Annotated in this window: 16 protein-coding genes and 1 tRNA gene; 10 read left to right on the top strand and 7 right to left on the bottom strand. The window is 56.8% G+C overall.

Annotation, left to right across the window (positions count from 1 at the left end):
- Positions 1 to 367 precede the first annotated feature (367 nt).
- Genes HKD21_RS12275 through HKD21_RS12265 form a run of 3 tightly spaced genes read left to right on the top strand, consistent with a single transcriptional unit; the run spans position 368 to position 916 of the window.
- The gene (locus HKD21_RS12275) at positions 368 to 529 is read left to right on the top strand and encodes a hypothetical protein (RefSeq protein ID WP_194255939.1); all 162 of its coding nucleotides are present in this window, start codon (positions 368 to 370) and stop codon (positions 527 to 529) included.
- Positions 526 to 705 (top strand): hypothetical protein, encoded by a 180-nt coding sequence (locus HKD21_RS12270; protein WP_194255938.1) that lies wholly within the window; start codon positions 526 to 528, stop codon positions 703 to 705. The genes HKD21_RS12275 and HKD21_RS12270 overlap by 4 nt, the downstream gene beginning before the upstream one ends.
- Positions 698 to 916, top strand: coding sequence for a helix-turn-helix transcriptional regulator (locus tag HKD21_RS12265; protein ID WP_081105857.1), 219 nt, complete (start codon positions 698 to 700; stop codon positions 914 to 916). The genes HKD21_RS12270 and HKD21_RS12265 overlap by 8 nt, the downstream gene beginning before the upstream one ends.
- Here the strand turns inward: HKD21_RS12265 and HKD21_RS12260 are convergent.
- The 5 genes from HKD21_RS12260 to HKD21_RS12240 form a co-directional block, all read right to left on the bottom strand.
- Positions 864 to 2,138: a tyrosine-type recombinase/integrase gene (locus HKD21_RS12260; protein ID WP_194255937.1), complete on the bottom strand. Its 1,275-nt coding sequence runs from the start codon at positions 2,136 to 2,138 to the stop codon at positions 864 to 866. The two genes, HKD21_RS12265 and HKD21_RS12260, sit on opposite strands and share 53 nt — an antisense overlap.
- A gap of 98 nt (positions 2,139 to 2,236) precedes the next feature.
- A tRNA-Ser gene (locus HKD21_RS12255) sits at positions 2,237 to 2,327 on the bottom strand.
- Between the two features lie 18 nt (positions 2,328 to 2,345).
- Positions 2,346 to 3,002, bottom strand: a complete 657-nt coding sequence (locus HKD21_RS12250) for a phosphoribosylanthranilate isomerase (RefSeq protein WP_194255936.1) — start codon at positions 3,000 to 3,002, stop codon at positions 2,346 to 2,348.
- A complete protein-coding gene (gene pyrF / locus HKD21_RS12245; protein WP_194255935.1) occupies positions 2,999 to 3,709 on the bottom strand; it encodes an orotidine-5'-phosphate decarboxylase in 711 nt (236 codons plus the stop codon). Before pyrF ends, HKD21_RS12250 begins: the two co-directional genes overlap by 4 nt.
- Positions 3,710 to 3,717: 8 nt before the next feature.
- Entirely contained in the window at positions 3,718 to 4,050 is a 333-nt protein-coding gene (locus HKD21_RS12240; protein WP_194255934.1) for a lipopolysaccharide assembly protein LapA domain-containing protein, read from the bottom strand.
- Here HKD21_RS12240 and HKD21_RS12235 point away from each other — a divergent pair.
- From HKD21_RS12235 to HKD21_RS12210, 6 genes are all read left to right on the top strand, one after another.
- Positions 4,034 to 4,330, top strand: coding sequence for a hypothetical protein (locus HKD21_RS12235; RefSeq protein WP_194255933.1), 297 nt, complete (start codon positions 4,034 to 4,036; stop codon positions 4,328 to 4,330). The two genes, HKD21_RS12240 and HKD21_RS12235, sit on opposite strands and share 17 nt — an antisense overlap.
- Before the next feature lie 92 nt (positions 4,331 to 4,422).
- A complete protein-coding gene (locus tag HKD21_RS12230) occupies positions 4,423 to 4,944 on the top strand; it encodes a protein-export chaperone SecB (protein WP_194255932.1) in 522 nt (173 codons plus the stop codon).
- 49 nt (positions 4,945 to 4,993) lie between these two features.
- A complete protein-coding gene (locus HKD21_RS14590) occupies positions 4,994 to 8,089 on the top strand; it encodes a glycosyltransferase (RefSeq protein WP_194255931.1) in 3,096 nt (1,031 codons plus the stop codon).
- Between the two features lie 59 nt (positions 8,090 to 8,148).
- Positions 8,149 to 9,573: a M20/M25/M40 family metallo-hydrolase gene (locus tag HKD21_RS12220; RefSeq protein ID WP_228121427.1), complete on the top strand. Its 1,425-nt coding sequence runs from the start codon at positions 8,149 to 8,151 to the stop codon at positions 9,571 to 9,573.
- A complete protein-coding gene (gene pdxA / locus HKD21_RS12215) occupies positions 9,573 to 10,580 on the top strand; it encodes a 4-hydroxythreonine-4-phosphate dehydrogenase PdxA (protein ID WP_194255929.1) in 1,008 nt (335 codons plus the stop codon). Before HKD21_RS12220 ends, pdxA begins: the two co-directional genes overlap by 1 nt.
- Positions 10,577 to 11,275: a pyridoxine 5'-phosphate synthase gene (locus tag HKD21_RS12210; protein ID WP_194255928.1), complete on the top strand. Its 699-nt coding sequence runs from the start codon at positions 10,577 to 10,579 to the stop codon at positions 11,273 to 11,275. The genes pdxA and HKD21_RS12210 overlap by 4 nt, the downstream gene beginning before the upstream one ends.
- A 44-nt stretch (positions 11,276 to 11,319) precedes the next feature.
- Here the strand turns inward: HKD21_RS12210 and HKD21_RS12205 are convergent, their stop codons facing one another.
- Complete coding sequence (locus HKD21_RS12205) at positions 11,320 to 11,919, bottom strand: hypothetical protein (protein ID WP_194255945.1); 600 nt, start codon at positions 11,917 to 11,919, stop codon at positions 11,320 to 11,322.
- Between the two features lie 189 nt (positions 11,920 to 12,108).
- Between HKD21_RS12205 and HKD21_RS12200 the strand changes: the two genes are divergently transcribed.
- Positions 12,109 to 12,333: a DUF3126 family protein gene (locus HKD21_RS12200; RefSeq protein ID WP_194255927.1), complete on the top strand. Its 225-nt coding sequence runs from the start codon at positions 12,109 to 12,111 to the stop codon at positions 12,331 to 12,333.
- Positions 12,334 to 12,337: 4 nt separating this feature from the next.
- Here HKD21_RS12200 and HKD21_RS12195 read toward each other — a convergent pair whose 3' ends face one another.
- On the bottom strand, positions 12,338 to 12,859 hold the full coding sequence (locus HKD21_RS12195) for a DUF2939 domain-containing protein (RefSeq protein ID WP_194255926.1): 522 nt from the start codon (positions 12,857 to 12,859) through the stop codon (positions 12,338 to 12,340).
- Positions 12,860 to 12,877 lie beyond the last annotated feature (18 nt).

The following is a 12,877-nucleotide window of genomic DNA, read 5'->3' as shown; positions in this document are numbered from 1 at the left end:
TCTGGCGCTCAGACAACAAAAATACCTCACTCACAGGCCTACCCTCCATCGGTAAGCCTGTGAATCACAACCTCTCGCTCAGTTCAATAAATTAATAGGTCCTGAGCCTAATCTTACCGCTGGCGGACCACGCAGTCGCGGCGTTGGATAGCGAGCAGAAATCAGCACTGACCCACACATTGGAGAACGGCAGGTTTTACACTTCGACCGATGACAGGACGATGTCCCGTCTCGCTCATGCTGGCCTGGCCAGAAATACCGGCAGGGACTGGAATGAAGGCGAGGCATACTTTGTCCTCACTGACACCGGCCGAACGGCTGCCCTGTCCCTGATGCCGCTCTATCCAGAATACCCGGAGTATCGAGCATGAGCGAGCGGACGGATACGGAGCGGCTGGATTGGCTGGAGAAACAAGGAGCCTTCGCCGTTCTTGACGGTAACCGCGAAGATCATCCTATCGATTGGGAATGCGCCTCCAATGCTCGGAAAGAGATCGACGCAGCCATGGATGCGGAGGAACGGGGATGAGTGACGTAATAAGAAACGCAGAAATAAAGTGCGATGTGCTCGAAGCCCTTCAGCAGCAGGGTATGGCCCGCAAAGAGAAGCATGGCGTTTCTCCCGGCGAGCGCGTTGATCGCGTTCTGTACGAACTGAACCGCATGGGCTGGACCATAGTACGTAAGGGAGGGCGAGATGAGTGAAACACTGGACCAGTTGCTGACGGCTCAGGAAGTAGCCGATAAGCTCAGAACCACGCCCAGCAATCTCTACCGCAAGATCAAGGCCGGGCGTTTTCCAGCCCCGATCCAGTTGAGCGTCCGATGCGTGCGATGGCGCGAAAGCGACGTGGCGAGGTGGCTCAATAGCTTGCCGACCTCCGTACCGTCTGAAGCAGATCTCGAGACGGCATAGCATCTTTCAGAAGCAGATCGGCCCATTCCTGGCTGATCTGCTTTCTGCGTTCCATGTGCTGAGCCCGGTTATATGCGGCCTCCACAGCATCTTTCGGAACATGGGCCAGCATCAGATCAATGATTGCCCTATCCTCAGGGCGCCTTTCGTTCATAATCGACGAGAACGAGGCCCGAAAGCCATGCGGAACATGCTGGCCCGCATACCCGGTCCGGTTGATCAGATAGCCCATCGCGTTTTCCGACATTGGCTTATGAGCCCACCGTACATTTGGGAACACGAGCGGCCCGCGTCCGGTCAGCGGTCGTATGAGCTGAATGATGACCCGGGCTTGCGTTGAGAGTGGGACCACATGCTCCCTGCGCATCTTCATTCGCTCGGCCGGTATGACCCATAACTCGTCATCCAACTCGCTCCAAAGCATGCCTCGCACCTCTCCAGACCGAACAGCCGTCAGGGCAAGAAAGCGGAGCGCGAGCTGTGTGATAGGGTGTGAAGGTGTATGCTCAATCCGGCGCATCATCCGCTTGAGAGGCTCAAGCTGGATGATGGCAGGCTGCCGACCTTTCTGGAGTGGAGCGAGAGCGCCCTTGATCTGATCGGCCGGATTGGATGTGCCGAGGCCACAGGCAATCCCGTACGCGAATATCGCCCCCATGCGTTGCCGGACGCGCCGCGCGGTCTCGCCAGCCTGCTTCTTCTCGATGGAATGCACTACATCCAGAGCGATCGGAGGCGTGATGGCATCGAGAGCCAAGCTACCAATCTTCGGAAAGACAAAGCGTTCCAGTGTGCTCTGGACCTCGGACCGGTGCTGGGGCGTCCACTGCTTCCCGTGTGCTGCGATCCACGCAAGAGCCACAGTGCGGAACTGATTGTCGGTCCGAACGGCCTCAGCGCGTTTTTGCTGGCGAGTTAGGGAAGGATCCTGCCCGTTGCGTAACTCCTCGCGGGCGCTCTCTCGTGCGCGTCGAGCATTGATAAGGCTTACTTCCGGGTAAGCACCGAAGGACAGTGCCTTCTCCTTCCCTCCGAAGCGATATTTCAGGCGCCAGAGCTTCGTCCCGTTGGGTTTCACCAGCAGATAGAGGCCCTGCGCATCACTGAGCTTATACGGCGATTCTTTCGGCGCGGCTTTGCGCACGGCAACGTCTGTCAGCACCGATACCCCCAGCTCAAAAACGATACCCCCATTGATACCCCCACTTGCATTGCGGTTCATGGTTTGTTCTCGCCATTAATGGACACAAACCAGATGGAGGAAAAGGGCAGATTTGGCGGCCCTTGGTCAATAACGGTCACTAATGGTGGGGGTATCGCTGGCGGAGAGAGTGGGATTCGAACCCACGGTACGCTATTAACGTACACACGCTTTCCAAGCGTGCGCCTTAAGCCGCTCGGCCATCTCTCCTGTCGAGCGAGGCGGTGTTTACGAAAGGTTTGACGTCAGATCAAGCCCCTTTCGGGCATTTGCGACAAATTTTTCAATAAGTTCAGCAGATTTGTATCCCGGTGATGCTTCAACCCCTGAAGAAACATCTACTGCCGGAGCCTGACTGTCCTGAATTGCCTTCCGAACATTCTGAGGATTCAGGCCACCAGCGAGCATCCAGAACGAAGGAGGGGACCAGTTTTGCGTCAGAGACCAGTCGAAGGTCCGGCCGAGCCCTCCCGGGCGACTGTCCTGTGCCTGCTTGGGTGCTTCGACAACGTATCCGGCCAATTGTGGGTTTGTCGGCAGATCAGAGCATGAGGCAATGCCACAAGCCCGCCAGACAGGGAGCCCAAAGCGAGACTGGATTGCGATAGCGCGATCAGACGTATCGTAAATCTGTAGAATGTCCAACGGGACTGCCTGAAGAACCCTCTCAATCGATCTATCGTCTGCCTTTACAAAAAGACCTACCCGAAGAGGACCGTTTTCCTGCGCGGATGGTGCGCTGCTGTGAAGCCGCGATGCCTGATCGGCTGTCACGACTCTGGGGGAGGTTTCGCAAAATACGAAACCAACCCAGTCCACTTTCAAGCGGACACAGAGCGCCATCGTCTGAACATCGCGGATGCCGCAGATCTTGATCGCCGTCATACGCTGGCGAGATCTTCCATGATGGCTCTGGCAGCCAGAACAGGGTCGGCTGCTTTCGTGATGGGCCTCCCTACGACAATCCAGTCTGCTCCCGCTTTGGCAGCCTGAGCAGGTGTCATGATGCGTTTCTGATCGTCGGCCGCGCTGCCAGCAGGACGAATGCCAGGAACGACCAGAATGGGATCGTCACCCAGAGCATCGCGCAGAGGAGCTATTTCATGCGCGGAGCAGATCAGGCCATCTGCACCAGCCTGAATGGCAAGTTTCCCGAGCCTGAGCACCTGTTCCTGAGGTGTTGCATTCACACCGGTCTCAAGCAGACCTTCAGCATTCATGCTGGTCAGAACGGTGACTGCCAGCAGTTTCGGACGTTCTACCTGTTCTGGAAAAGCTACTTCAAGAGCTTCTCTGGAGCGCGAAGTCATTTCCGCGCCGCCGCTGGCATGGATGGTCGTTAGGGTCGGCTTCAGCGGGGCGAGGGCGGACAGGCCCGATGCGACTGTATGGGGGATATCATGCAGTTTCAGGTCCAGAAACAACCGATGCCCTTCGGACACCGTTTTCACAGCCTCCAGCCCGCAGGCGTAGGTGAATTCGAGGCCCAGCTTGATGGCGTCGACGTCATTTTTCAGGCTGTCTGCCCAATGCTGGGCCTGAGTACGCGAAGCAGTATCGAGGGCTACGATCAGTCGTGTGCGGCGGGACATACTGAAGATCAGACCTTTGGCTCTGAAGAAACAATGGAAGAGGAGAGGGGGGCTGTCGGGTTCTGCAAGCGGTCGAGACGCTGGTGAAGCTCTACAAGCTGGCTCTCCAGCGTGCGGACATGCTGCTCCGCCCGACGCGCACGTGAGCGCTGCTGCATGTCACCGATCAGGCCGATCAGGAAGCCGAGCAGCAGCGCAACCACGCCGACACCCAGAACAAGCGTGCCAATCGACAGATGCCAGCCAAAGGAGACCAGCCAGATGGGTTCCAGATCCGTATTGCTCAGGGCAAAAACGATCAGGACCGCAAGAAGAATAACGAGAATGAGCAATCTGAGCATGAACATGGTCCTATCGTGCTGTCTGCAGCGCAACAAGGCGCGCGGGCAGGAAGAATGTTTTCCTGTCAGCAGTCATGATGTCCGATACGGGCATGCATCATGCGCCAGTGCTGACATTGTGCAGGATGGCGATATCATTCCCAATGTATCGCAGAAGATCCGTGACTGCACGAGTGAGGAAATAAAGCAGGCTCTTTTTTCCAAAAAACCGGCTTTTCGACCAGAAACAGGGATATTGGAGAACAGGCACATCTCAAATCGTACCGCTGGTCAAAGCTGAAGCATCGTGACAGAGTGCCGCGCGCCACATTTGATTGCATTTCAGTGCAATACAGGGTGGACGGGGTAACGACCGCATGAGGAAGCGAACCAATGGATCAGACTTACACCGATACCGTGACGGGCAGTCCTGCCAGCCTTGATGTATCAGATTCCCTGCCTTCTTCCTCATCTCTGGTTATCGGGTCGCAATATCTGCGTACTTTGTTAATCGATATTCAGAATACCCCAGATGTTTACCGCGACCTTCCATCCCAGCCTCATATCGGCATGACGGTAGATGTTACGGGCCGACAGCTTGGGGATCAGCCCACATTTGAGGTCAGCCTGGCTATTCGGGCGCAGGGCCTTGAGAGCGCACCGACGCAGGACGCACCAACACCAAAGGTGCTCTACGAAATCAGTCTGGCTTATACTGGCCTTTTCGGCCTCACAGGCCGCATTCCGCAAGAAGCGGTCGAGCCCCTGCTACTGGTTGAGGCACCGCGTTTCCTGTTTCCACCAGCACGAAACGTCATGCTGAATATTATCCGCGAGGCTGGATTTCCGTCTCCGAACATCCAGCCCATAGATTTTCATGCTCTTTGGCAGAGCCGTCGCGCTCAACAGCGATAAAAAGCAAAGTAATGGCTTAGACGCTTAAAAGGTGGGTCCGGAGGATTCGGTGTCAACGAAAGATCATATTCTTGAATCCCCGGCTTTTGCAGGTGACCGACCACCTTTATGGGCTGCATTTGACGCAGAATGGTATCGTACGCGTTACGGACAGCGGCTTCGGCAGGAAGCCCGAGAGGAAGAGAACGCATCCGAACTTGATCTGAGTGACGAGGGCCTGGAGCGTCACTGGAAAACCCGTGGAGCTAGAGCGGGGCTTTCTCCCAACCGCTTCTTTGACGAAGAGTGGTATCTCCGTCAGAACCCGGATGTCCGGGAAGGGATCCGTCTGGGGATTTTTGACAGCGGTTTTCTTCATTACTGTGAAAGCGGTTTTCGGAGCCGTTCGCCCCATTGGCTATTTTCCGAAGAAAATTATTTCAGCTGCAATCCTGACCTGAGCCCGCATGTTCTCACAGCACAGGGCTTTTGTAATGGTTATGACCATTACCTTGCGATAGGCGATCAGGAACACCGCAAATCTCACGCTTTTTTTGATCCTGAAGTTTTCCGCGCAGCCAGTATGGCCGAGCGGCAACATTATGATTTCAGCATGGGAGACTTCTTCCAGTTCATCAGATTTTCATCTGCCGGCCGCCGACGGAGTTCATGGTATTTTGATCCCAAATGGTATCTGGACCGTTACCCTGACGTGATCGAAGACCTGAAAAACAACAGGTACCAGAGCCCGCTTCATCATTACCTGACTAATGGCAATCCGACAGCATACGATCCCAATCCTTGGTTCAGCGAAGCTTTTTATGTTGCACAATATCCTGATGTCGGCGCAGTCGTGGAGCAGGGACGCTTCCGCAACGGCTACGAACACTTCATCCGGTTTGGTATCTCAGAAAAACGCCAGCCCCAGGCGGATGTCGATCTCGCAGACTTCCTGAGGCAAAGCGGGATGCAACGCATGTTGCGTCAGCCCAATATTCCCGACCCCTTTGCGCTCTGGATTCAGTCACAGGGCAGCCCTGTTCAGGATAAAACTGTAGAAGCGTCAGAAGAGCAGTGCCAACTACTGGACCTTCAGCGGGCCCAGACGCTTATCCCGTCACTGGTTCGCGCGCCTCTGAATTTTCAACCTGTAACAGCGCCTGATATGACCGTTATCCTGCCTGTTTCGAACCAGTTTCAGGAAACGCTTTCTACTCTTGCAGCGCTTCATGCAAATAATGACCGTAGTCTACAGGTTATTCTGATTGATGCAGGCTCGACGGACGAAACCTCGGAAATCGAGAGATTCGTTCGCGGCATTCATATCATTCGCCCACCCTACCGTACCACGCACGCTGAACAGTTGGGACTTGGGCTCGAACTGGGACGGGCCGAGATCGTCCTGCTGCTTTCCGCCGGGACCCAACCCTTTCCCGGCTCTTTGAAGATTGCCCTTGAAGCCTTTGCGGATCCGCAGATCTGGGCGGTCGGCGGACAGTCTCTGGGACTGAACGGCAAAGTCCGGGAAGCAGGAAGCATCGTCTGGAGAAACGCGAGTTTTACGCCTTTCGGAAGTGGCATGCGGGCGAACGAACCTGAGATCGCATTCCGGCGATGGGTGGATGGTTTCACCGGCGGACTCCTGTTTTGTCGGCGCTCTGCTTTGCGGGAGCATAATCGGCTGACACTGGAGTGCATCGGTCCGGAAGCGGAGATGCTGGCGATCTGCCTTTCCCTGCGTCAGGCAGGCGGTAAAATCCTTTACGACCCGGACGTGATCGACAGATCAGCTTCTGAACCGGCAATTGCGCCAGACCTGCGGGCTCGCAACGAAGCCTGGCTGAAACGTCGTTTTTCAGGATTGCTCTCCCGACAGATGTTGCCTGGAAGCAGTATCATGCGAGCCCGCTCCACAGTCGGAACATCAGGAATACTGTTCCTGTGCCAGCAACTGCCTCATACCATACTGGGAACCACCTACCTGCGTCATCGGGATATGATGATTGGCCTGAGCCAGCTCGGATATCAGGTGACTGTTTTCCCACTGGACGGGACGCTTCATGACTGTGTCGCCACAGCGCTGGACTTCCCCCCGGACATCGAACTGATGGATGACTGCGATCTGTCCGAACTGCCAGGTTTTCTAAAAGATCGGGCAGAGTGCTTCGACACTGTCTGGATCGGTGGAACGCAAACACTTCAGCAGGTCGCACTGATTTTACAACACCATTCCCAGTCATTGCCAAAACTTGGAATGGTGGTGGATATGCATGCAAGCCCTGCCAGAGAGTCCCATCTTCGCAGACGCGTTGGGGCCGTCAACAACCATGAACTGTTTCTCGATGATCTGGAACTCGATACAGATCAGACTTGGTTGACACAGGCTCTCGTGGTCGGAAACGAAGAAGAAAAAGCGGATCTTGAAACTCTAGGTCTGACGAATATCCGTATTATCGGATCTCCTCCAATTCCTTCGACACTCTCCCCGTCCTTTGAAGAACGTTCAGGCATTCTTCTGGCTCTTCCTGTTCATGCCAGCGGTGATGCAGTTCATGATGGCCTGCATTTTTTCATTCATGATGTTCTCTCAAAGCTGGACCGGGACCTTCCGCCGGAAGCGACAGTTCTGCTGGCAGGCTACCGGTCTGATCTGATCGATCTGTCTGCCTATACAAGGTATCGCCGACTGGAAGCCTTTACGGAAAGCAGCGATCTGGTCACCCTCTACAGATCCCGGCGTATTCTTGTAGAACCAGCCCGCGTCCTGACATCAGCCCCGCGCGAAATTCTGGACGCCGCCGCCGCTGGACTGCCAGCAGTCCTCTCGGAGACCGTCTGCCACACCTTGGGACTGGAAGACGGAAAGACCTGCCTGTCAGGTGGATTTTGTGATCCCGAAAAATTCGCTCAGGCCGTGATACGATTATATACAGACAGAGACCTGTGGAACACGATCAGCCGACAGGCACAGGCCAGAATGGAGGAGGACGCGATCCATTCGACCTTTTATGATGACTTGAAGGACGTTCTTTCCGTTGCCGCAGGAGACACCCCTCTGACAGCTTCGACCGTAACACTGCGGCCACATAAAAATCATGAACCTCAAACGGCCTTCGCTCCTGCGCCGATCCGGTTGCAGCCGCGCCGCCTCACCACCACGTCCTGAAGAAGCGGTCCGTCCGCACCGCTCCGGGAAGATCAATCAGCCTGAACATGGAACACAAGATGACTGCCTATTCCGAGAAACTTGATGCTGTTCTCCAGAATGTCGACACCCATCTGGAGGCGTCGGTATCACGTCTTTTCGAGATCCTGCGTATTCCGAGCATTTCCACTCAACCCACACATGCTGCCGATTGCCGCAAAGCCGCCAGTTGGATGCAGCGCGAACTCGAAAAGCTGGGTATGACGGCAGACGTTCGCGACGTTCACTGGGCAGCCCCCGGTCATCCGATGGTTGTCGGACATGATCAGGGCTCAGCCGACGATGACAGTCGTCCACATGTGCTGTTCTATGGTCACTACGATGTTCAGCCGACAGATCCGGAATCGCTCTGGACGGCACCTCCCTTTGAGCCTCGCCTGATCGAAGAACCGTCAGGCCGCAAGGTGATCGTTGCCCGTGGCGCCAGCGACGACAAAGGACAGGTCATGACCTTCCTTGAAGCGTGCCGGGCATGGAAGCAGGTTACGGGATCACTGCCAGTCCGGGTCAGCGTTCTGCTGGAAGGGGAGGAGGAGTGTGGTGGTGCCAACCTTTTCCCGTTCCTCAAAGAAAACGCCGCAGAACTGAAAGCGGATGTCGCACTCGTCTGTGACACGTCCATGGCCGACCGCAAAACACCGGGGATCACAACATCGCTCCGTGGCATGATGGCTGACGAAGTGGTCATCCAGTGCGCCAGTCATGATCTGCATTCCGGCCTGTACGGCAATGCTGCGGCCAACCCGATTGCCGTTCTGTGTCAGGCTCTGGCCACATTGCGGAATGCGGATGGCAGTGTGACGCTTGCAGGGTTCTATGACGGCATTCAGGATCCGGCGCCCGCAACCCGCGCGCAGTGGAGCAAGCTCTTTCCCGACGATAACTCCCTGCTTGACGAAGCAGGTTTGTCGGTGGCTGCCGGCGAAAAAAACTACAGCGCGATCGAACAGACATGGTGCCGTCCGAGCTGCGAAATCAACGGGATTTCGGGGGGCTATGAAGGCGAGGGCTTCAAAACCGTCCTGCCCGCCAAAGCCATGGCAAAAGTCTCGTTCCGTCTGGTTCCGGGGCAGAACCCGGATCGCATTCGCGAAGCATTTCGCGCGCATATCCGTGCAGCCCTGCCAGCAGACGCCCGTGTAACCTTTACGGCGCATGGTGGCTCTCCGGGCTTTGAAGTTTCCCGTGACAGCCGGTTTCTGGCTCCAGCCCTTCAGGCTCTGACGGATGAGTGGGGTGTTCCAGCCGCCATGGTCGGATCGGGTGGCTCCATTCCCGTGGCCGGAGAAGTCCGGGATGCTCTGGGGCTGGATGCGCTCATGATCGGCTTTGCCCAGAATGACGACCGGATCCATTCTCCGAACGAACAATACGGGCTGGACTCCTTCCACAAGGGAATTCGCTCTTGGGTTCGGGTGCTCGCCGCTCTCGCTGAAGCAGGCTGATGATGCCCCTCTCCAGACCACTTGCACTGACGCTGGGAGACCCGGCGGGTATCGGCCCGCAGCTTGCGGCGGAAGCATGGCGCAGGCTGAGGCATTCGGAGGAGGGGGCATTTTTCTGGTTGGGCGATCCCCGTCTGGTTGAGGCCGCAGTGCCCCTCACTCTGATCGAGACACCGGAAGAAGCAGGCGCGGTCTTCGCCGACAGCCTGCCCATCCTGCCAGTTCTCTGTGAAGCCGACGTTATCCCGGGACAGCCCGATCCACGTAATGCCGCAGCCACGATCAGCAGCATCCGTCTGGCCGTTGAATACGCACTTGCGGGCCGGGCTGGCGGCGTCGTCACCAACCCGATTGCCAAACATGTTCTGGCAGCGACAGGCTTTCCGTATCCGGGGCATACGGAGTTTCTGGCAGCACTCTGTGGAATGGCAGGGGAGGAGATCATGATGCTGGTCTCGCCCCAACTCAGGGTCGTGCCGGTAACGGTTCACGTTTCGCTGCGAAAGGCGCTGGAAACGCTGACGACCGATCGCATCGTGAGCGTAGCGCAAACGGCAAATGCGGCCCTGAAACGCGATTTCGGAATTGAAACGCCGCGTCTGGCGATTGCGGGCCTTAACCCTCACGCCGGTGAGCAGGGATTGATGGGTGAAGAGGAAATCACGATCATCCGCCCTGCAATCGAGCGACTGCGCGCACAGGGGATCGACTGTCAGGGACCGTTTCCCCCAGATACGATGTTCAGCGCCACGGCCCGGCCAAATTATGATGTCGCCATTTGCATGTACCACGATCAGGCCCTCATCCCGCTCAAGACGCTCGATATGGCTGAGGGCGTGAATGTGACGCTGGGACTGCCCATTATCCGCACCTCGCCCGATCATGGCACGGCCTTCGATATCGCAGGCCCCGTGACGGAGACGTGTCGCGCCGACGTCTCAAGTCTTCTGGCCGCCATCCGTCTGGCAGACGGGATGAGCGCTTATCGGGAAGGAAAAAGATCATGATCCGCCTTGGTGTGAACATTGATCACGTCGCTACATTGCGGAATGCCAGAGGTGGTACATTTCCCGATCCGGTCGCCGCGGCGGAACTGGCCATTGCCTCAGGAGCGGACGGAATCACGGCCCATTTGCGGGAGGACCGTCGCCACATCCGAGACGCCGACATGCCGCGTCTGAAAGCGCTATCCGCACCTCTGAACTTCGAGATGGCCGCAACAGACGAAATGGTCCGCATCGCCTGTGAACTTCGCCCTCATGCGTGTTGCTTGGTCCCGGAAAAACGGCAGGAAGTGACCACCGAGGGTGGGCTTGATGTCGTTGGACAGCGTGAAGCCCTGAGTTCCAAAATCGATCGCCTGAAAGACGCAGGAATACGGGTCTCCCTGTTCATCGACCCCGATACACGACAGATCGAGACGGCGGCAGCCTTGGGAGCACCCGTCGTGGAGCTTCATACAGGAGCCTATGCTTTTGGGGGGGCGCACGAACTGGAGCGTCTGCATCAGGCCGCACACACGGCTTTAGCCTGCGGGCTGGAACTTCATGCCGGTCATGGGCTGACCTACGATAACGTCGAAGCGATTGCCGCCCTGAAAGGCCTTGCCGAACTCAATATCGGCCACTTCCTGATGGGGCAGGCCATTTTCAACGGACTGGGACCAGCCGTGCAGAAAATGAAGCGTCTTATAAATTCCTGAACGAAAAAAGCCGGGACAAAGGTTGTCCCGGCTTTTTTTCAAACTCACTTGACCGGCTGGATAACCGGCTGGGTGTCGTCCTTGCTGAACTTGGGGACATATTTTCCGGACTGGTCGGAATAGGTAGCCGTACCGCTCTGGGGCGGGGTGCGCGGCGGATGGAAAGCCGATACAGGTCCGAACGGACCGGCATTCACGCGACGCATCGTCGATTCACGCTGACGGGCACAGCCTCGCGTGATGATGGAGCAGATACCGTCTGTTCCGATATATTCATCGTCATTGCCGGTATAATGGACTTCCGAAACCCGGTCATGGTCCACACGTACCAGCATCCGACAGGTCGTCCCGCCGCCGCCCAGAGCAGACTGATAGATGCTGATTGCAGACTGGACGGGAATAAAGCCTGAATCAGCAGGCATGGTCGGCAGCGCCATGGTTCCATCATACTGCCAGAGTTCGGTCGTATCGTTCAGTTTCTTCGTGCTGGCCGGAATACCCGCGCAGGACTGAAGATCGTAGCTGGTCATCCCGATCATTTCGTACTGCGCCTTGTGGGCGTTCCGGGAATCAAAATATCCACATCCCGAAAGAGCGGCGGTGGAAGTCAGGGCAACGATCATTCGGAGGAAAACCGGGCGCATCATGTCTCCTTTGCGCGTAAGGGGGAGCAGACTGCGGACCCTGAACGTTTTCATGACGAACAGGTCACAATCACATGTGAAGTGCCCGGTTTCTACAACAGCATCCCTGACGGGGATAGAGGAGGCGGGTTCCTTTGTGCCTGCCGATGGGTTACAGGGCAGTTCTCTTGCAGCACAGGAATGCCACCAATGTCCGATATGACCCTATCCGAGGTGACACGCCTCCAGACCACCCTCCAGCGCCTGCTGGGCTGTTCGAAACTGACCGTCAACAAGCCCAGCCGCAAAGGCATGAGCGTTGAACTCGCCGTGTCAGGAGAAGTTATCGGAACGGTTCACCGCGATGACGACGAAGGCGAGGTTTCTTACGCCATTCACATCACGGTTCTGGAAGAAGACCTCCCGCCGGCCTGAGTTTTCAGGCCGCGTGCGCCGGAGCAGGCATCTCGAATCGCGTGATCTTCCAGCCCCAGTGCTCGAATTTCATGTGCAGGACGAAAGGTGTCTGCCCCGGCTGATCCAGACTGGCCTCAAATTTTCCGGGGCTTACAAAGTGCGCATGCACGGCATACCACGCCCCAAGCCAGCCTGACGTCGATGCGCCATGCGGCATCACCTGATGGGCTGTGCTCATCAGCGTCGCAGGCGTCAGATGGGTGTCGATCGCGTTGGACACGACCTGTCCGGCAAAGGAACTGCCAAAACCGGGGAGGTCATCATCAGCAGGAACGGCTGGTGAGAACTGTTCCTTCAGGCAATGGCTCAGCGACGACCAGTCCACGTGAGGGGCCAGACGCGACGCGTTGTTGCCGTGTAAAGCCCGGTCGATGTCCCACAAAGCGAGATAGGGAGAAACAGCATAGGCGGCCAGAACGGCGCCGGCCGTAACGCCCAGACCCTGCCACGCACGAGGCATGGCTCTGCGAAATCCTTTTCTCATGACATTCCCCTGCCTCGG

The sequence above is a fragment of the Gluconobacter cerevisiae genome, assembly GCF_015244675.1.
In the GTDB taxonomy this organism is placed as follows: domain Bacteria; phylum Pseudomonadota; class Alphaproteobacteria; order Acetobacterales; family Acetobacteraceae; genus Gluconobacter; species Gluconobacter cerevisiae.
This window is presented reverse-complemented; position numbering and strand designations above follow the sequence as displayed.

Coding starts and splice junctions, on each gene's coding strand:
- HKD21_RS12275 (WP_194255939.1), top strand. CDS start 368: ATGAGCGAGCGGACGGATACGGAGCGGCTGGATTGGCTGGAGAAACAA.
- HKD21_RS12270 (WP_194255938.1), top strand. CDS start 526: ATGAGTGACGTAATAAGAAACGCAGAAATAAAGTGCGATGTGCTCGAA.
- HKD21_RS12265 (WP_081105857.1), top strand. CDS start 698: ATGAGTGAAACACTGGACCAGTTGCTGACGGCTCAGGAAGTAGCCGAT.
- HKD21_RS12260 (WP_194255937.1), bottom strand. CDS start 2,138: ATGAACCGCAATGCAAGTGGGGGTATCAATGGGGGTATCGTTTTTGAG.
- HKD21_RS12250 (WP_194255936.1), bottom strand. CDS start 3,002: ATGACGGCGATCAAGATCTGCGGCATCCGCGATGTTCAGACGATGGCG.
- pyrF (WP_194255935.1), bottom strand. CDS start 3,709: ATGTCCCGCCGCACACGACTGATCGTAGCCCTCGATACTGCTTCGCGT.
- HKD21_RS12235 (WP_194255933.1), top strand. CDS start 4,034: ATGAGCAATCTGAGCATGAACATGGTCCTATCGTGCTGTCTGCAGCGC.
- HKD21_RS12240 (WP_194255934.1), bottom strand. CDS start 4,050: ATGCTCAGATTGCTCATTCTCGTTATTCTTCTTGCGGTCCTGATCGTT.
- HKD21_RS12230 (WP_194255932.1), top strand. CDS start 4,423: ATGGATCAGACTTACACCGATACCGTGACGGGCAGTCCTGCCAGCCTT.
- HKD21_RS12220 (WP_228121427.1), top strand. CDS start 8,149: ATGACTGCCTATTCCGAGAAACTTGATGCTGTTCTCCAGAATGTCGAC.
- pdxA (WP_194255929.1), top strand. CDS start 9,573: ATGATGCCCCTCTCCAGACCACTTGCACTGACGCTGGGAGACCCGGCG.
- HKD21_RS12210 (WP_194255928.1), top strand. CDS start 10,577: ATGATCCGCCTTGGTGTGAACATTGATCACGTCGCTACATTGCGGAAT.
- HKD21_RS12205 (WP_194255945.1), bottom strand. CDS start 11,919: ATGCGCCCGGTTTTCCTCCGAATGATCGTTGCCCTGACTTCCACCGCC.
- HKD21_RS12200 (WP_194255927.1), top strand. CDS start 12,109: ATGTCCGATATGACCCTATCCGAGGTGACACGCCTCCAGACCACCCTC.
- HKD21_RS12195 (WP_194255926.1), bottom strand. CDS start 12,859: ATGAGAAAAGGATTTCGCAGAGCCATGCCTCGTGCGTGGCAGGGTCTG.